The sequence below is a fragment of the Paucibacter aquatile genome (genome assembly GCF_002885975.1).
In the GTDB taxonomy this organism is placed as follows: Bacteria; Pseudomonadota; Gammaproteobacteria; order Burkholderiales; family Burkholderiaceae_C; genus Paucibacter_A; species Paucibacter_A aquatilis.
In genome coordinates this window covers 159,869-178,057 of record NZ_POSP01000003.1, presented here as the reverse complement: position 1 = coordinate 178,057, position 18,189 = coordinate 159,869, and the positions used below count along the sequence as shown (strand labels likewise).

Here is an 18,189-nt window from a genome sequence, read left to right as displayed (position 1 = left end):
TGCCGGGTACGCGGCATCCCCTTTCTCTCGAACTCATGACCATGCTTGCACACCCCCTCAAACGCTTGACCGTGGCGCTGAGCTTGCCGACCCTTTTGGCGGCCTGCGCCTTGCAGCCCACGCTGCCTCCAACTGCCCAGCGCCTCAATGGCTCACAAATCGGTCTCCAGGTCAACGCGGACGCCCCCGCCCATATGGCGCCGAGTAACTGGTGGACCGAGCTGAACGCGCCCGAGCTCAATGCCCTCATGCAGCGTGCCCTGAGCGAAGCGCCCAGCCTGGCCCAGGCGCGTGCCCGAATCCAACGCGCCCAGGCCAGCATCGAGAACGCCGAGAGCAGCGAACGCGCCGCCGTCGGCCTGAGCCTGGACGCCGCCCGCCAGCGCTTCCCCGAGCACAGCATCTACCCGCCGCCGCTGGCCGGCACCCTGCGCAACACCGCCACCCTGCAGGCCTCGGCCAGCTATGAGTGGGATTTCTTTGGCCGCCACCAGGCCGAGCTGAACGCCGCCCTGGGCAGCGCCCAGGCCGCCCGCGCCGATGCGGCCGCCGCCCAGCTGATGCTGAGCAGCCAGCTGGCGCGCAGCTATGTGCAACTGGCCCGCGTGCTGGCCCAGCGCGAGCTGCTGGCGCGCCAGAGCGCCGAGCGCGAGCAAGCCCTGGCCCTGGTGCGCCAGCGCAGCCAGGCCGGCTTGGACACAGCCCAGGATCTGCGCGCCGCCGAGCTGCCCCTGCCTGAGCTGCGCCGCCAGGCCTTGCAGCTCGAGGAGCAGGCCGATTTGCTGCGCCACCAGCTGGCCGCGCTGAGCGCCCAGCCCATGGCCGCGCTGAAGGATTTGAAGCCCGCGCTGCCGGCCGCGCTGCCGCTGGCCGGCGAGGGCGCTTTGGGCCTGGACCTGCTGGGCCGCCGCCCCGATGTGGTGGCCGCGCGCTGGCGTGTGGACGCGGCCACGGCCCAGGTCAGCAGCGCCCGCGCGCAGTTCTATCCCAATATCTCGCTGGGTGCCTTTGTCGGCTTCAACGCCATCGGCTTTAACAACCTACTCAAGTCCGGCAGCCTGCAGTACGGTGTGGCACCTTCCTTGCGCCTGCCCCTGTTCGACAGCGGCCGCCTGCGCGCCCAGCTGCGTGGTTCGGCGGCCGAGGCCGACGCGGCGGTCGCGGCCTACAACGGCGCGCTGCTGGAGGCTGTGCGTGATGCCAGCGACCAGCTGCGCAGCCTGCGTTCCTTGCAGGAGCAGAAAACCGAGCAGGCCGCTGCGCAAGCCCATGTGCAGGCCGCCCTGGAGCTGGCCCGCCAGCGCCACAGCGCCGGCCTGGGCAACCGCTTGGCCGTCCTGAACGCCAGCCAATCCCTGCTGCAACAGCAGCGCCAGGCCCTGGACCTGCAAGCCCAGACCCTCGATGCCCAGCTCCAACTGCTGCGCAGCCTGGGTGGCGGTTGGACCGAGGCCAAGCCCTAATACCCAATTCACGCGGCGCCGCCCGAGCGGCCCGGCGCCCGCCACCACGCACACCGAAGAGACCCAAGATCATGTCCGACATCCAAGCCTCCAAGCCCGAATCCAACCCCAAGCGCAAGAAGGCGCTGACCGTACTGACCCTGGCCGTGCTGGCCGGCGGCATCGGTTACAGCGTTTTTGAGACCATGGTCGGCCGCCGCTACGAGCAAACCGACAACGCCTACGTCAACGCCAATGTGGTGCAGATCACCCCGCTGGTGGCCGGCACTGTGCGCGCCATCCACGCCGACGACACCGATTTCGTGCGCGCCGGCCAGCCCCTGGTCAGCCTGGACGCTGCCGACGCCCGCGTGGCCCTGGAGCAGGCGCAAAGCCAGCTGGCGCAGACCGTGCGCGAGGTGCGCGGCCTGTATGCCAACAACAGCACCCTGCAAGCGCAGATCCGCGCCCGCGACAGCGAGGTGCGCCGCGCCGAGGTGCAACTGGCCACGCTGCAAGCCGATGTGGCGCGCCGCGCGCCGCTGCTGGCCACCGGCGCCATCGGCCGCGAAGAGTACGAGCACGCCACCGCCCAGGTCGCCAGCGCCAAGAGCGCGCTGCAGACCGCGCAGTCGGCCTTGTTGACCGCCCAGGAGCAGCTGAACGCCAACCAGGTGCTGACCGAAGGCGTCAGCGTCGAGCAGCATCCCAATGTCCAGCGCGCCGCCGCCCGCGTGCGTGAGGCCTTCCTGGCCTTGCAGCGCGTGGAAGTGCCGGCGCCGGTGGACGGATGGATCGCCCGCCGCAGCGTGCAGTTAGGCCAACGTGTGGCCGCCGGTGCGCCGCTGATGTCGGTGGTGGGCCTGCAGCAGGTCTGGGTCGATGCCAATTTCAAGGAAGGCCAGCTGGCCCGCCTGCACATTGGCCAGCCCGCCACCCTGGTGGCCGATGTCTACGGCAAGAAGGTCGAGTTCAAGGGGCAGATCGCCGGCCTCGGCGCGGGCACCGGTGCAGCGTTTGCGCTGCTGCCGGCGCAAAACGCCACCGGCAACTGGATCAAGGTGGTGCAGCGCGTGCCGGTGCGCATCGCGCTCGATGCCAAGCAGATGGCCGAGCATCCCCTGCGTGTGGGCTTGTCCATGAATGTCAGTGTCGACGTGCAAGACCAGAGCGGCAAGAGCCTGGCCGAAGCGCAAACCCGCCAGACGCCGCTGGCCCAGACTTCGGTGTTCGAGCGTCAGGACCAGGCGGCCGAAGCCGAGGTGGCCCGCATCATCAAGGCCAACCTCGGCAGCAAGGTGGCCGGCAAGGCTGCCGAAGCCCTGAAGCCAGTCACGCCGGCCGCCAAGGCCTGAGCGGCGAGACCCTCGCATGAGCAGCCTTTCCGCCTCCGCCCCCGCGTCCGACCCCCGGGCCCCGCAGGCTTCGTTGGTGCCGCCGGCGCCACCGCCGCCGCTGCAGGGCTCGGCCCTGGTGCTGGGCACCCTGGCCCTGTCCCTGGCCACCTTCATGAACGTGCTGGACTCGTCCATCGCCAATGTCTCGCTGCCAGCGATCTCGGGCGATCTGGGCGTGAGCCCGGTGCAAGGCACCTGGGTCATCACCAGCTTTGGTGTGGCCAATGCGATCTCTGTGCCCCTGACCGGCTGGCTGACCCAGCGCTTCGGCGCGGTGCGCCTGTTCACCGCCAGCGTGCTGCTCTTCGTGCTGGCCTCCTGGCTGTGCGGCTTCGCGCACTCGCTGGAGATGCTGATCGCCTGCCGCGTGCTGCAAGGCCTGGTCGCCGGGCCCATGATCCCGCTCTCGCAGACCCTGCTGCTGAGCAGCTTTCCGGCCGCCAAGGCGGGCACCGCTCTGGCGCTCTGGGGCATGACCACCCTGGTGGCGCCCGTGGTCGGGCCGCTGCTGGGCGGCTGGATCACCGACAACGTCTCCTGGCCCTGGATCTTTTACATCAACGTGCCGGTGGGTCTGTTCTCGGCCGTGCTGACCTGGCAGCTCTACCGCAAGCGTGAGACGCCGATCAAGAAGCTGCCCATCGACGGCGTGGGCCTGGCCCTGCTGGTGATCTGGGTCGGCGCGCTGCAGATCATGCTGGACAAGGGCAAGGAGCTGGACTGGTTCGCCAGCGGCGAGATCCAGATCCTGGCCGTCGCCGCGGCCGTGGGCTTTGCCTTCTTCGTCGCCTGGGAGCTGACCGACAAGCACCCGGTGGTGGACCTGCGCCTCTTTGCCCGCCGCAACTTCATCTTCGGCACGGCCACGCTGTCGATCGGCTACGGCCTGTTCTTCGGCAATGTGGTGCTGCTGCCGCTGTGGCTGCAGCAGTGGATGGGCTACACCGCGACGGACGCCGGCATGGCGCTGGCACCGGTGGGCCTGCTGGCCATCCTGCTCTCGCCCGTGGTGGGCAAGAACGTGGCCCGGGTGGACCCGCGCAAGATCGGCACCTTTGCCTTCCTGATGTTCGCCCTGGTGCTGTGGATGCGCTCCAACTTCACCACGCAGACCGATTTCGCCACCATCATGGTGCCGACGATTCTGCAAGGTGCAGCCCTGGCCTGCTTCTTCATCCCGCTGACCACGCTGACCCTGAGCGGCCTGACGCCCGACCGCCTGCCCGCCGCCGCCGGCCTGTCCAACTTCGTGCGCATCACCGCCGGGGCCATGGGCACCTCCATCTCGACCACGCTCTGGGAAAGCCGCGCCACCTTGCACCACCAGCACATGGTGGAGCGTCTGGCGCAAGGCGACCCGGTCGCCACCGAAGCTTTGGCTGGGCTGCAGACGGCGGGCCTGACGCCCCAGCAAGCGGCCTTCCAGATCAACCGTCTGATCGACCAGCAGGCCTTCACCCGTGCAGCAGACGACATTTTCTTGGCCTCGGCCGCCATCTTCCTGCTGCTGATCGCCGGCATCTGGCTGACCCGTCGGCCGCCGAAGTTAGCGGCGGGCGCGGCGGCGGTGGATGCGGGTGGGGCGCATTGAAGCTTCTGGCGAGGTCTAGCCGCTACTGTGCGTCACCTGTGTGCAGTGCTCGTCGAAGCGCGGCTCGTGCGAGCAAAGGTGTCGAGTCCAACGTTGGCAAGGCGGAGTTCTCGGCGTTCACGATCAGTGGAATCTCCGTGCATCCGAGTATGACGGCATCGCAACCCTGCTCTTTGAAACCGTGGATAGCCGACTGGAAGTAAGCGATGCTTTCCGGTTTGATCGTCCCGCAAACAAGTTCGTCCATGATGATGCGGTCCATTTCATCCCGCTCAGGAATGTCTGGCTTGACGCACTGCAGGCCTTGCGCTGCTAGCTTTTCAGGATAGACCGCGCTGTCAACAAGCCAGCGAGTGCCCGTCAGGCCGAGGCGCCTGCATCCGCGTTCAGCGGCTGCCAGTGCCACAACCTCGGCGATGTGCAGCCAGGGCAGCGGAGAGCGAGGCTCGACGTAGGAAAAGGCTTGGTGGATCGTGTTGTCAGGACAGATGAGGAAATCGGCCCCTGCCCGCGCCAATTTTCGGGCTGAAGTCAGCATCAATTCGCCAACACCTTGCAGATCTTTCCGCTCAAGGCAACTCACATAGTCAGCGAGCGATGGCGTGTGCATCGAGACTTCAGGGTGGGCATGTTGCCCGAGCAGTGCGGCTCCCTCTGAACAGATGGTTCGATAGCAAAGCGCTGCCCCCTCGGCCGAACAAGCAACAATTCCGATATGCAGCGGCATTGGTGTGGCGTGACGTGGATTCTTGTGGAAGCTAGCGTTGGCATTCAGCGGGCGCCACAGGCGGTCCGCTTGAGAATGCGAAGGGACTTCCCACCTTCAGGCAACGGCGTCAAAGCGCCAAGATTGGTGGTGTTGGTCATCAATCTGCAGCCATTTCGAAAGGGGAAGTCCATGGACAAGAATACCCAAGTTCCAGCGGTGCGCGTAGGCGTGGATCTCTCTAAGCGAGTCATCCAAGTGCACGCCGTTGACGGCGGTGGCCGCGTGCTGACGAACCGGGCGCTGGCCCGCGACAAGTTCCTGGCTTGGTGTGCGCTGTTGCAGGTCGGCTGCATGGTGGTGATGGAGGTCAGCTCCAGCGCACATCACTGGGCCCGGGCCCTGCGCGCGATGGGGCTGGATGCTCGCATCATCTCGGCTCACCTGGCCGCCCCCTATCGCGCCGAGGGCCACTGCGGCAAGAACGACGCCAACGACGCTGCGGCCATCTGCGAGGCGGCGAGCCGCCCTCACATGCGCTTTGTTCCGGTCAAGAGCGTCGAGCAGCAGAGCTTGCTGTGCGTGCATCGCTTGCGCGAAGGCCTCAAGGCGGACCGCACGGCCTGCATCAATCGCATTCGCGGCCTGCTGCTGGAGTTCGGTGTCGCCGTGCCCAATGGATCCAGAGCCCTGCGCCTGGTGCTGGACGAGCTGCTGGAGGACGGCGCCAACGAGATGAATGGCTTGGCCCGCATGACGCTTCGCCGGGCGCAGGCGCAGTGGCGTGAGCTGGACGAGCACCTAGCCTGGTGCGACGAGCGACTGGCCGCGCATGAGCAGGAGAACCCGGAGGTGCGTCGCGCCGGGCAGCTCATGGGCATCGGCCCCGTTGGCGCATCAGCGGCCGTCGCCACAGTCGGGGACTTCAGACAATTCAAGAGTGGAGCCCAGTTCAGCGCCTGGCTGGGTCTAGTGCCCAAGCAGCACTCCAGCGGTGGCAAGCCTCACCTGGGCACCATCACCAAGCGCGGCGATGCCTATCTGAGGACCTTGCTGATCCAGGGCGCCAAATCCGTGGTCAACACCGCCCACACGCGTAGCGATCCGATCTCGCGTTGGGTCTTGGCCCTCAAGGAGCGCTCGGGCTGGCAGAAGGCGGTCGTCGCCCTGGCCAACAAGAACGCCCGCATCCTCTGGGCCGTCATGACCCGCGGCGAGCGCTTCGATCCCCATCACATCAGCCTCAAGCCCGGCGCCACCATGCCGAGCTGAGTCTCCAACTTCCATGCACGACGACACACAGAAGATGCACTGACAGGTCAGACCGGCAGCAGGCAAGCTCGACTAACCAGTGGTGGCGCGCGGTCTTCGGACCCAGTCCACGCGAATGGAATGGAGCCCTGCTGAGCGGTTCGTATCTGGGTCCGCAGCGCCAGGGCACCTGCCAGCGACTGCAACAAGGCCGTCTGTAGAGTGGCAGTCTGTTCTCTGTTCAGCCCTTCGTCCGAGTCGGCGTGTGCAATCCAGATCAATCGGGGTCAGGTCTTGCGGGGGGATTCAATGAGACGGTGTTGACGCGGTGGGAAGTCCCTGTAAGGGTTAGGACTCACTGCCTACCACCGACAAGACGGCAGTTTTTCTTGGTGTACTTGCTTTGAGCCAACGTTTTCTGAAGGTCATCAGAGTTTAGTTGTTGCCCCGTTTTCGTAACGTCTTTGAGGGCCTCGTCTTGAGCGGACTCGTACATGCGACCGAGCATGAAATCCGGTGTAGGACCTTGAAGAAGAAATCGAACTCCGATGGGTACTTCTGAAGAGACATCTTTACGATCAATCTTTTGTGCTTGGAGCGCAGTTATGAACGCGAGACCATCTTTGTAGCCAGCATTGAACAGGCGCTCTTGCTCCTGGGGGTCTTTCATCTGTGAGGCGAGCGATGAGCACTCGAACGCGGACCAAGCGGAGCGGCCCATTACTGCGTACTCCTTAGACGTTTGTGCGCCACAAGAAGCGGCAGCGAACAGCGCTGCAGCGCATAGGAGCCTTCTATCGATTCGCATGGGAGGTTCCTTCTTGGTGAGGCCTAACGTTGGAGCTGAGGGGCCGAAACCGGCTGGCCGCGCGAAGCGATGATCAACTGCTGAGCGCAGCGCGGCCAGCCGGTTGAGGTCCACTCGAGCGACTGGTTAGACGTCACCGCTGGGCAGACCTTTGTCCGAGTGTGGGGGGTGTGGAAACAATTCGACCAACTCAAGTGGCTCCCGAGATTCCGCATAGATGAACTTGGTGCCCTTCTCTGCGAGGTAACCAAGCAGTTGGTGCTGCAAGTTGAAAGCGAGCTGGATAGCTTGCCATGCGTCAACACCATGGATTGGTCCCAGGTTCTCGTGATACCCATCCATCGTGCACGCGCAGACCCATTCATCTGGAGAGACTTCGAGCGGGATCCCGACACGAAGCGTGATCATCCGCTCCGTGCCGTTTGGCTCGATAGCGATGATGGTCCGGGCAGCGAGCCACTGTGGCCTAGTATTCATGGGGTCAACGTGAGGTGGCCGAAGTCTGTGACGTCTAACGTTGAAGCTGAGCCGCGAGCGGCGGCCCGCCGACGCGAGTCGGCTCGAGCGAATGGTTAGAGTTCACTTTCGCACCCCGCGCTCATAGGTGTGATTGAGACAAAAGGCCGACTTAAGAAGCACCGGGGCCGAGCAACCAGCACAGATACATTCTTCGGCCCCGACGCCGCCACGGCGCTCCAGTAGAAGCTCCTTTTCGAGCGCGGAAGAGTCGAATGAATCCCAGCTGCCAGTGTCATCAATTTGGACGAGGTAGCGCTGCTGAAACTTGTCTTCAGTGTCAAGCCGCCAGTGTGTTCCATCTTCGATCCGGCGATAGAGTTCGTACCAGTTCTTGCGATCGAGCAGCTCAAGCTCGCCCATCACCTCTCTGGCCGCGGCAGTGCCTGAGTTGAAGTAGCTGACGGTTGGCCAAGTGCGCGGCATGTGATCTCTAACGTTGAAGCTGAGCCGCGAGTGGCGGCTTGCCGACGCGAGTCGGCTCGAGCGGAATGCGAAGGGACTTCCCACCTTCAGGCAACGGCGTCAAGGCGCCAAGATTGGTGGTGTTGGTCATCAATCTGCAGCCATTTCGAAAGGGGAAGTCCATGGACAAGAATACCCAAGTTCCAGCGGTGCGCGTAGGCGTGGATCTCTCTAAGCGAGTCATCCAAGTGCACGCCGTTGACGGCGGTGGCCGCGTGCTGACGAACCGGGCGCTGGCCCGCGACAAGTTCCTGGCTTGGTGTGCGCTGTTGCAGGTCGGCTGCATGGTGGTGATGGAGGTCAGCTCCAGCGCACATCACTGGGCCCGGGCCCTGCGCGCGATGGGGCTGGATGCTCGCATCATCTCGGCTCACCTGGCCGCCCCCTATCGCGCCGAGGGCCACTGCGGCAAGAACGACGCCAACGACGCTGCGGCCATCTGCGAGGCGGCGAGCCGCCCTCACATGCGCTTTGTTCCGGTCAAGAGCGTCGAGCAGCAGAGCTTGCTGTGCGTGCATCGCTTGCGCGAAGGCCTCAAGGCGGACCGCACGGCCTGCATCAATCGCATTCGCGGCCTGCTGCTGGAGTTCGGTGTCGCCGTGCCCAATGGATCCAGAGCCCTGCGCCTGGTGCTGGACGAGCTGCTGGAGGACGGCGCCAACGAGATGAATGGCTTGGCCCGCATGACGCTTCGCCGGGCGCAGGCGCAGTGGCGTGAGCTGGACGAGCACCTAGCCTGGTGCGACGAGCGACTGGCCGCGCATGAGCAGGAGAACCCGGAGGTGCGTCGCGCCGGGCAGCTCATGGGCATCGGCCCCGTTGGCGCATCAGCGGCCGTCGCCACAGTCGGGGACTTCAGACAATTCAAGAGTGGAGCCCAGTTCAGCGCCTGGCTGGGTCTAGTGCCCAAGCAGCACTCCAGCGGTGGCAAGCCTCACCTGGGCACCATCACCAAGCGCGGCGATGCCTATCTGAGGACCTTGCTGATCCAGGGCGCCAAATCCGTGGTCAACACCGCCCACACGCGTAGCGATCCGATCTCGCGTTGGGTCTTGGCCCTCAAGGAGCGCTCGGGCTGGCAGAAGGCGGTCGTCGCCCTGGCCAACAAGAACGCCCGCATCCTCTGGGCCGTCATGACCCGCGGCGAGCGCTTCGATCCCCATCACATCAGCCTCAAGCCCGGCGCCACCATGCCGAGCTGAGTCTCCAACTTCCATGCACGACGACACACAGAAGATGCACTGACAGGTCAGACCGGCAGCAGGCAAGCTCGACTAACCAGTGGTGGCGCGCGGTCTTCGGACCCAGTCCACGCGAATGGAATGGAGCCCTGCTGAGCGGTTCGTATCTGGGTCCGCAGCGCCAGGGCACCTGCCAGCGACTGCAACAAGGCCGTCTGTAGAGTGGCAGTCTGTTCTCTGTTCAGCCCTTCGTCCGAGTCGGCGTGTGCAATCCAGATCAATCGGGGTCAGGTCTTGCGGGGGGATTCAATGAGACGGTGTTGACGCGGTGGGAAGTCCCTGTAACTGGTTAGGCCTATGCGCGCGAGAGCGAAATGGCTTACGCATGGACTGCATCAAGTACCCGCTCAAGCTCGAAGCAAGCGCTCATGAGGATATGTGCTTCGGGGATTGAAGAATGGTAGTCGTACTGTCGAAGGGCGGCGAGACCTACTCGGTATTGCGGCAGGTCAACGAGGCTTAGGACCTCGACTGCGCGGGAGACCTTCGGCAAGTACTCGAATTGCAACCAACTCTCGAAGGTGGCGCCACCGTAGAGTTCGTTTGGGTTGAATTCGGGACACGGCTCGGCGGACCAATAGCCAACTCGCTTCATCTCCTCCTCGACCACCCGGGCGGCAAGAGCGATCTTCTCAAAAGGTTGTGAAGTCATTGGATGAGGCGACGGGAGGATTATTTCGATCGAAGGCAAGCGAAAAGATTCCGATAGGCCTAACGTTGAAGCTGAGGGGCCGGAGCCAGTTGGCCGCGCGGAGCTGAAAATATACAGGCAGCGTAGTGCGGCCAACTGGCGCAGGTCCACTCGAGCGACCAGTTAGAGCGCATGCCACTATCTTTTCGTGCCAGCATTGTTTGCATCGTGCACATATCTAAGGGAAAGGCTCTCGAGGTCAGGCCCCTCCGCGAAAACCAAGCCGTTGTTTCTGCGGACAAAGCGCCAGTTGGCGAGCAGTTGGCCCGACTTCGAGAAATCAACATAAAAGTCGCCCGACCTTTGCCACGTGCCCGCGCCAGCAAGAGATCCGCACTCCTTCCCTGAGCAAACGTATTCGCCATTGGATTTGAGCGAGAGTATCGAATCGCCCTCGCGCCAGTTACCTTCAAGTTCTTCGCTTGTACGGACCAGTGGATTCCAATCCGTTTCACGCAGGTCTGCAAGCATCCAGGACGCCAACATTGCGGCAATTGCCCCGCCACAGATCAGCTTCAATCGGCTCGAGATAGCCATTACTACTAGTGCGCTCTAACGTTCGAGCTGAGGGGCCGCAGCCAGCTGGCCGCGCGGAGCTGAAAATATACAGGCAGCACAGCGCGGCCAGCTGGCGGAGGTCCACTCGAGCGCTGGGTTAGGCTGCGATTTTTCAGTGCTTTGGCTGTGCAAGGAGTTTCTCCGCCACCAGGGCTACGGCGCTGACGATGCCGCCAACGAATTGAAGTTCCTTATACACAGCACAACTAACACTTGGAAAGTCTCGTTCGATGGCGGCTGCAGTGTAGTAACGGACCCAAGGAACCGGATGCTCCCGGGCGAGCCGAAGTACACGATCTTCGCCGTCGGGCAGCATCTTGCGAAGCACATTGACGAGCGCCATGCACTCCGGACCGATAAGGTCGCGAATCTCGTAGCGACCAGAATCCTCTAGATACCCAACGCACGAAGCGCAAAGCACCAACTGCGATTCGATTTTTTCAGCGGTAAGCAGGACAGGATCTTCCAAAAGCGGCCTAACGTGAAAGTGAGCGGACGCCGAAGGCGGTCCGCTCGAATGGCAGGTTGTGCAGAGCCACTTCGGAGGCACTGCCGTCGAACTGGCCCACAGCATATCGAAGCGGTACCCACGCGGCGAACGCCCGAGGCGCCAAGCGCCTTGTTCGCCTGTCCGCTGGCGGCGCAGGACGAAACGGAACACAAGCGGCCTTGCTCAGCCAGGCAACATCACGGCGGCCAGGGACTGACAGAGCTTGAACTGCGACCGACTCGAACAAGCGCGATGAGGATTCCCCCGCGAGACCGCGGCGAACGACGGACCGAAGGCGAATCTTCATGCGTTGCTTAGCTTGCTGCACAACGTTTGAGCTCATCGGTCGGCGAAGCCGTCCGATGCAGCGAAGGGTTGAACCGCATCCGGCCACAACTCAGCCGCGCGATCAAGTTCACCTTCATGCGCAACGTACAGTTTGTGATCACGAACTTCTGCGAAGAACGCAGCGATAGCGGCCTTCTGCGCCGAGTCGAAGAGGCCGAAGCGATTACTGAAATACTCGGGCGTGGCATTCACGCTCTTCTTGCTTGGCGTTAGGTGAATCACGGCGAACTCCAAGACGTTGCTGTCCGGGTTCTCCAAAGCGTACGCAAGGAATGCCGGCAGGTAGTAGTGAAATCCCAACGGTCCCAACAGGGGGAGATCGCCGAAGTGGGCCTCAACGAGTTCGCCGGGAACCTCGCGGAAACAGTACGGCAAAAGGTCCGCTGCTAGTTCTTCGCATTCGGGGCACTCGTGGGGCGCTAATGATCGAGCGTTCACTGGCTTGGCCACGTTCGAAAAGGCTCTCTCGATGATCTCGACAGTGCTGCTCATGAGGTTCAACGTTCGCGGTAAGCGGACCAGCCAGCGTAGCTGGCGCAGGTCCGCTTGACCAAAAGGTTAAAGCACATTCCCGCGACTCCAACAAATGAACTTGGCGTTGCTTGTACTTCCCATCGCTTGGATCACAGACTCATTGTTGAACCCAGGCAACTGCTGAAGGCGTGTCAACAATTCCTTCATTCCAGCCGACTCGCTCGGTACAGCACAACCCCGGCCATTGCCGCTTAGGACCCAGAAAACATCGTCTTCGAATGGCCCCTCGCCGGTCGTAACGATTATGACTTCCTGGAGTTCATGCCAGGAGACGGCCTCTACCCGCCCATCTGGCATGTTGCGTGTAACGCCATGCTCATCGAATGAAACGAGGCTCTTGAATCGCCCCGGGTTCCGAGGAGGCCTGTTGGTTTAAGTCAGGCGGTCGCGGCCTGACCAGCGCGGTGACGATGGTAATTGGCTTCGAACTCAGCAGGCGGCACATGGCCCAGTGGGCCCATCAGCCGGTGATGGTTGAACCAGGCGACCCATTCCAGGGTCGCCAGTTCCACCGCCTGCTTGGTCTTCCAAGGCCCGCGCCGGTGAATGACCTCGGCCTTGTACAGCCCGTTGATGGTCTCGGCCAGTGCGTTGTCGTAGCTGTCGCCCTTGGAGCCCACTGAGGGCTCGATTCCGGCCTCGGCCAATCGCTCGCTGTACCGGATTGACAGGTATTGCGAGCCGCGGTCGGAGTGATGCACCAGGCCATCGGACGGCTTGCGGTCGTACAGCGCCTGCTCCAATGCGTCGAGTACGAACTCGGTGTGCATCGAACTGCTCTGACGCCAACCCACGATGCGCCGGCTGAACACGTCGATGACGAACGCTACATACACCCAGCCCTGCCAGGTTGAGACATAGGTGAAGTCCGAGACCCACAGCTGGTTCGGCCGCTCGGCCCGGAACTGCCGATTGACGCGGTCCAACGGGCATGGCGCCTTGGGATCGGGAATGGTGGTGCGCACGGCCTTGCCTCGGCGCACACCCTGCAGCCCGAGCTGGCGCATCAGCCGCTCGACGGTGCAGCGCGCCACGGCGACGCCTTCGCGGTTGAGCTGGCGCCAGACCTTCTCGGCGCCGTAGACCTGATGGTTGGCCTGCCAGACGCGCTGCACCTGCGGTAGCAGTTGCACATCGCGCTGGGCTCGCAAAGAGCGCAAGGCCGGGCTGCGCTGACAAGCGACGTGGCGCCAGTAAGCCGATGGGGCAATCTGCAGGACGCGGCAGATCGGCTCGACCCCAAGCTGCTGGCGGTGCTGGTCGATGAACGCCTTCAGGACTTGATGCGGCGGTCGAGCTCCGCCTGGGCGAAAAACGCGCTGGCCAGCTTCAGAATCTCGTTGGCCTTGCGCAGCTCGCGCACCTCTCGTTCCAGTTCCTTGATGCGCTGAGCCTCCGCAGTCGAGACACCGTCTCGCTGGCCGGCATCGACCTCGTGCTGCTTGACCCAGGTGTGCAAGGTCTGCGGCACGCAGCCGATCTTGTCGGCGATGGATTCGATGGCCGCCCACTGCGACGGATGTTCTGCTCGGTGCTCCAGCACCATGCGCACGGCACGCTCACGCACCTCGGGCGAAAACTTCGGGGACTTCTTCATGGCTCCATTCTCCAGAGTTGGAGCCTCCTCAAAACCCGGGGCGATTCATCTTGCCGCCGAGATTCTGTGGTGGCTTACGTCCGAAGATGCGGGAAAGGAAACTCATGCGCTTTAACGTTTGAGCTAACCGGACCGCTACGGCAGGACGACTTGGCCCGGTTGGCGAAAATAGTGTGAGTGCAGCCGACCGGGCCAAGGCGGCCTGCCGTAGCGGGTCCGGTTGAGCGAGGGGTTAGGCGTCACCGCGGTTCCTGGGCCAGACTGGCCATAGCTTGCCGAACAATGCGCGGCGGCGAATATTGACGATGTCTGACGACTGGAAGGGTAACGGACCCTCGCCGTTCGGATCTTGGTCTCGACCAGTAAGATAAGTGCCCCCTCGCAGCACAACATTCGTCAAGCAGCGGCCGTCCTTAAGTTTCACGTCTACCCAGTGGACGTCCATCTTCATTTCCGGTCCCAGGTTGCTGAGTAGGTGTGCTGGCACGGGTAGCTTGCTCATGAGATCGTGTCGTGGTCGGCTGTTCCGACTGGCTTCATGTTTGTGTGAATCAGTTCAGTAGGTTCGGAATCACCAACGCGCCAACAATGGCGAGAAGAAGGATCACTGCGGGAATGAGAGCCATCAGAATGGCTTCTTTCTTGAAGTGCTTCACGAGTCGCAACTCGGTTCGTTTGTGACGCCTAACGTGAAAGTGAGCGGACGCCGAAGGCGGTCCGCTCGAATGACAGGTTGTGCAGAGCCACTTCGAAGGCACTGCCGTGGAACTGCCCAAGAGCATACCGAAGCGGTACCCACGGGGCGAAGGCCCGAGGCGCCAAGCGCTTTGTCCGCCTGCCCGTTGACGGCGAAAGACGAAAAGGAAGCCAAGCGGCCGCGCCCAAGCAGGCAAGATCACGGCAACCTGAAGCTGGCCACCTTCGCCGGCCACCCGACTCGAACGCGCGCAACGAAACTTGATCCTCGAGATCGCGGCGATCGCCGAACCGAAAACGGATCTTCATGCGTGGCCTAGCTTGCTGCACAACGTTTGAAATCACCGGCCGCCGGAGGCGGTCCGGTGGAATGAATGGTTAAGCCGCACTTTGCTCAAATTCCGCGACTAGGGCCTGAAGATTGACGAGCTCTTCAGCCGACAAGTTGCTCGCGGTGTCAGCGACGAGAGCGACTGCGAGGTAATACTCAACCTCTCCACGTATGCGCCCGCGTTTCAGAATGGCGGCAAGACGTGTTGAGTAACGTCGGCGGATTTCAGACAAGGTGACGATGCCAGCTTTGCGGAGGGCGGCATCCATGCTCATAACCTGATCGGCTGACCAGTGGCTCGACATTTCAATGCAATCGTTGACTGCCATTCGCCAGCCTTTAAGTGCGGTCTTCGGCGCGCGCAGTTCGCTCTCATCGAGTTCTGTGCACGGTGCAAAAGTCAGCTCCTCGACTTTCGAACCAGCAGAGGACATCACCGCCAAGGCGAACGATTTGAGCTCTAACAGTTGTTCGCGGACTGAGGTGGCCATGGTAGCTGGATGACTGTGCGGCTTAACGTGAAAGTGAGCGGACGCCGAAGGCGGTCCGCTCCAATGACAGGTTGTGCAGAGCCACATCGGAGGCACTGCGGTGGAGCAAGCCGGCAGCATAACGAAGCGGTACCCACGTGGCGAACGCCCGAGGCGCCAAGCGCCTTGTCCGCCTGCCCGCTGGCGGCGCAAGACGAAATGGAAGAGAAACGGCCGCGTTCAACCCGGCAAGATCAATGTAGCCGGACGTTGTCTGCCCACGAACAAAGCCCGACTCGAACAAGCGCGATGCGGATTGCTCCGCGAGATCGCGGCGAACGACGAACCGAAGGCGGATCTTCATGCGCTGACTAGCTTGCTGCACAACGTTCGAGGTAAGCGGGCGACGACGGCAGGACGCCAAGCCCGTGCGATGCAGGATAAACCACAGCAGCGCGCGGGCTTGGTGGCCTGCCGGCGGCGGTCTACACCCAGTGATTGCACGTCTCTATCAAGTGCGGAAAGCGGCAACACATCACTTCCCCCTCTCAATCATGGCTTCTGGGAGAAATCTTCCTGATGACTTTCACCTCGGGAACATGAAAGGAGAAGGCGAACCCTTGCTTGCGCTATGCCGCGAGGCGCTTGCCGTTATCAAGCAGGTTCAAACCGAACTCGACACATGACCACGACCCAAACGGCGACGCCTAACCCATCGGTCAAGCGGAGCGCCAGTCTTGACGTAGTACGGCTTCTTCTCGTTCTGAAAAACTCGTACGTAGTTGCGCAACGTCTCAACTGCCTCGGTGTCTTCGATCGGTTCTCCACTTTCTGGATCAGTGAACGCTACGGCAGCGTAGAGAGCAGTCGTCTCGAAGTAGCTGTAGACGGCGTTCAGATACGCGCTGATCAGCCACCGAAAACGACTGAGGTCAGATTCATCGGATGCGAGGGCAAGGAAAAACTCGCACTCGCGAATCTTGTCGCCGGGGTCAGCGATCGCACTAAGATCAATGCGGTCGAGAATGTCTTGAGGGGTGGAGTCGGGAGGTTGTGGCATGCGACGCCTAACGTTGAAGCTGAGCCGGAGCCGCAGGCGATCGGCTCGAGCGACCAGTTATGCAGAGCCATTTCGAAGGCACTGCAGTGGAAGTGGCCGACAGCATACCGAGGCTGTACCCATGTGGCGATCGGCTGAGGCGGCAAGCGCGTTGTTCTTCTGCGGGCCGCCGGCGGACCAAGAAGAGAGTACGAGCAGCCTGGCCAAGACCGGCGAAATCACGGCGGCCGGAGGCTGGCACTGTGCGGGACGCCCCCGACTCCGAGGAAGTCACGGCGCAATGCGCAGAGCAGTCGTGGCGGTCGCCACACTGAAAACCGCTCTTCAAGCGTTTCTTAGCTTGCTGCATAACGTTGAAGCTGAGCCGGAGCCGCAGGCGATCGGCTCGAGCGACCGGTTATGCAGAGCCACTTCGAGGGCACTGCGGTGGAAGTGGCCGACAGCATACCGAAGCTGAACCCACGCGGCGAACGGCTGAGGCGGCAAGCGCGCTGTTCTTCTGCGGGCCGACGGCGAAACAAGAAAAGAGAATGAGCAGCTTGGCCAAGACCGGCAAGATCACGGCGGCCGAATGCTGAGCCGGATCGGATGCAGCCTGACGCCGAGGAAATCATGGCAGATTGCTCCGCGCAATCGAGGCGAGCGCACGACCGAAAACGGACCTTCAAGCGATGCTTAGCTTGCTGCATAACGTGAAAGTGAGCGGACGCCGAAGGCGGTCCGCTCGAATGACAGGTTGTGCAGAGCCACTTCGGAGGCACTGCCTTGGAACAGGCCCACAGCATACCGAAGCGGTACCCATGCGGCGAACGCCCGAGGCGCCAAGCGCTTTGTCCGCCTGCCCTCTGGCGGCGAGCCAAGAAAAGGCGAACAAACTGCGAAGCCAAAACAGGCAAGATCACGGCGGCCGGAAGCTGGACTCGCTTGCCTGAAGCCCGACTCGAATATGCGCATTCCGGTTTGATCCGCGAGATCGCGGCGTTCGCCGAACCAAGACCGGATCTTCATGCGCGGCCTAGCTTACTGCACAACGTTTGAGCTAACCGGCCCGCGACGGCATGACGCTGCAGGGCCAGAATGAAATGAGGCCCGAAAGCGGCATGCCGTTGCGGGTCCGGTTGAGCGATGGGTTAGGTCTCATTGCTCGCCCCAGTAACCACGCTCAAAGGGTTTAAATGCAAGAGCATCATCGGCACCAACACCAAGCCGAGCCATGAGATCCAGGTATACAGCTTCGACTTGACCCCGCGCGGACTCTTCAACCGGACCGAACGCTCCCGCAGATGTGGCGCCCATGCCAAAAACGAAGTCAATCTCGCCGCCCCAAGTGTCGTACTGCATGAACAGCCAGGGGGCGCCGTTTGCAATTCCAAGATCGCGGGCAAAGTCGGCGATTTGGTCGGCCTTGAGGATCTCGCCGATCGTATGCGGAAGCAGAACGCCAACGCCGCGGAACGGGAGCGAAATCTCTCGCCACACTGCACCCGCCGGCAATTCAACCGGGCGGGGTAGTGGCATCGCAACGAGGAACCCAGAGAACTGGTAGGACATGGTGATGGTGAGACCTAACGTTCGAGGTAAGCGGGCGACGACGGCAGGACGCCAGGGCCCGGTTGGCGACAATGTACCGCGTACCGCCAACTGGGCCCTGGTGGCCTGCCGGCGGCGCTCCGCTTGACCGAGGGGTTAGGCCGCACTTGATGAGATCGCTTGGTGAACGCTTGGGCCGCTCCTACCGCTAGCCAAAGTACATGGCAACGACGGTTGCGGTGGGCACCGCGAACGCGGCTGCGCAAACGCAGAGGGTGAGCGCCTTGCGCCTAAAAGACCTTCTCGGAAGCAAGACTAAGCCTAACAGGCCAAAGAATGCGACTACGGGCGCTGCAATCACCAGCCCAAATAGCGAGTTGTAGTGAAGTAGCACCCCTAACGCTGTGACCCAAGAGTCAGATTGAGGTGGTGCAAAAGCGAGCAAGACGGCACTGAAAGCAAACAGG

General features: G+C 62.6%; 16 protein-coding genes and 1 other annotated feature. Of the genes, 5 read left to right on the top strand and 11 right to left on the bottom strand.

Features of this window, described 5'->3' with window-relative positions; genetic code table 11:
• Positions 1-41: 41 nt before the first annotated feature.
• From C1O66_RS04185 to C1O66_RS04175, 3 genes are all read left to right on the top strand, one after another.
• Positions 42-1,463 (top strand): efflux transporter outer membrane subunit, encoded by a 1,422-nt coding sequence (locus C1O66_RS04185; RefSeq protein WP_165794467.1) that lies wholly within the window; start codon positions 42-44, stop codon positions 1,461-1,463.
• 71 nt (positions 1,464-1,534) lie between these two features.
• Positions 1,535-2,797 carry an efflux RND transporter periplasmic adaptor subunit gene (locus tag C1O66_RS04180; RefSeq protein ID WP_102766734.1) on the top strand — a complete coding sequence of 421 codons (1,263 nt, stop codon included), beginning with the start codon at positions 1,535-1,537 and terminating at the stop codon, positions 2,795-2,797.
• Positions 2,798-2,813: 16 nt separating this feature from the next.
• Complete coding sequence (locus C1O66_RS04175; RefSeq protein ID WP_102766733.1) at positions 2,814-4,430, top strand: DHA2 family efflux MFS transporter permease subunit; 1,617 nt, start codon at positions 2,814-2,816, stop codon at positions 4,428-4,430.
• 22 nt (positions 4,431-4,452) lie between these two features.
• On the opposite strand, the gene C1O66_RS04170 is transcribed toward C1O66_RS04175, so the two are convergent.
• Positions 4,453-5,157: an aspartate/glutamate racemase family protein gene (locus C1O66_RS04170; protein WP_102766732.1), complete on the bottom strand. Its 705-nt coding sequence runs from the start codon at positions 5,155-5,157 to the stop codon at positions 4,453-4,455.
• A 171-nt stretch (positions 5,158-5,328) separates the two neighbouring features.
• On the opposite strand from C1O66_RS04170, the gene C1O66_RS04165 reads away from it, so the two are divergent.
• On the top strand, positions 5,329-6,408 hold the full coding sequence (locus C1O66_RS04165; protein ID WP_102769460.1) for an IS110 family RNA-guided transposase: 1,080 nt from the start codon (positions 5,329-5,331) through the stop codon (positions 6,406-6,408).
• A 334-nt stretch (positions 6,409-6,742) separates the two neighbouring features.
• Here the strand turns inward: C1O66_RS04165 and C1O66_RS23580 are convergent, their stop codons facing one another.
• Both C1O66_RS23580 and C1O66_RS04155 read right to left on the bottom strand, forming a co-directional pair.
• Complete coding sequence (locus C1O66_RS23580; protein ID WP_133155097.1) at positions 6,743-7,195, bottom strand: hypothetical protein; 453 nt, start codon at positions 7,193-7,195, stop codon at positions 6,743-6,745.
• A 579-nt stretch (positions 7,196-7,774) separates the two neighbouring features.
• Complete coding sequence (locus C1O66_RS04155; protein WP_102766730.1) at positions 7,775-8,137, bottom strand: hypothetical protein; 363 nt, start codon at positions 8,135-8,137, stop codon at positions 7,775-7,777.
• A gap of 161 nt (positions 8,138-8,298) precedes the next feature.
• Here C1O66_RS04155 and C1O66_RS04150 point away from each other — a divergent pair, with 161 nt between their 5' ends.
• Entirely contained in the window at positions 8,299-9,378 is a 1,080-nt protein-coding gene (locus tag C1O66_RS04150) for an IS110 family RNA-guided transposase (RefSeq protein ID WP_102769460.1), read from the top strand.
• A 358-nt stretch (positions 9,379-9,736) separates the two neighbouring features.
• Here the strand turns inward: C1O66_RS04150 and C1O66_RS04145 are convergent, their stop codons facing one another.
• The 8 genes from C1O66_RS04145 to C1O66_RS04110 form a co-directional block, all read right to left on the bottom strand.
• Complete coding sequence (locus C1O66_RS04145; protein WP_102766729.1) at positions 9,737-10,069, bottom strand: hypothetical protein; 333 nt, start codon at positions 10,067-10,069, stop codon at positions 9,737-9,739.
• A 177-nt stretch (positions 10,070-10,246) separates the two neighbouring features.
• Positions 10,247-10,627, bottom strand: a complete 381-nt coding sequence (locus C1O66_RS23575) for a hypothetical protein (protein ID WP_133155064.1) — start codon at positions 10,625-10,627, stop codon at positions 10,247-10,249.
• A 151-nt stretch (positions 10,628-10,778) separates the two neighbouring features.
• Positions 10,779-11,135 carry a hypothetical protein gene (locus tag C1O66_RS23570; RefSeq protein WP_133155096.1) on the bottom strand — a complete coding sequence of 119 codons (357 nt, stop codon included), beginning with the start codon at positions 11,133-11,135 and terminating at the stop codon, positions 10,779-10,781.
• Positions 11,136-11,495: 360 nt separating this feature from the next.
• Positions 11,496-11,996, bottom strand: coding sequence for a DUF6714 family protein (locus C1O66_RS04135; protein ID WP_102766727.1), 501 nt, complete (start codon positions 11,994-11,996; stop codon positions 11,496-11,498).
• A gap of 419 nt (positions 11,997-12,415) precedes the next feature.
• Positions 12,416-13,635, bottom strand: a protein-coding gene (locus tag C1O66_RS04125; protein WP_102766725.1) for an IS3 family transposase whose coding sequence is annotated in 2 segments (ribosomal slippage) — positions 12,416-13,347 and positions 13,347-13,635 — 1,221 coding nt in all. Because the reading frame shifts where the segments join, the coding sequence is not laid out codon by codon here.
• Positions 13,241-13,357, bottom strand: a sequence feature (AL1L pseudoknot). It overlaps the preceding gene by 117 nt.
• Before the next feature lie 1,074 nt (positions 13,636-14,709).
• A complete protein-coding gene (locus C1O66_RS04120; RefSeq protein ID WP_102766724.1) occupies positions 14,710-15,153 on the bottom strand; it encodes a hypothetical protein in 444 nt (147 codons plus the stop codon).
• Between the two features lie 643 nt (positions 15,154-15,796).
• Positions 15,797-16,192: a hypothetical protein gene (locus C1O66_RS04115; RefSeq protein ID WP_102766723.1), complete on the bottom strand. Its 396-nt coding sequence runs from the start codon at positions 16,190-16,192 to the stop codon at positions 15,797-15,799.
• A gap of 1,137 nt (positions 16,193-17,329) precedes the next feature.
• On the bottom strand, positions 17,330-17,743 hold the full coding sequence (locus C1O66_RS04110) for a hypothetical protein (protein ID WP_102766722.1): 414 nt from the start codon (positions 17,741-17,743) through the stop codon (positions 17,330-17,332).
• Between the last annotated feature and the right edge of the window lie 446 nt (positions 17,744-18,189).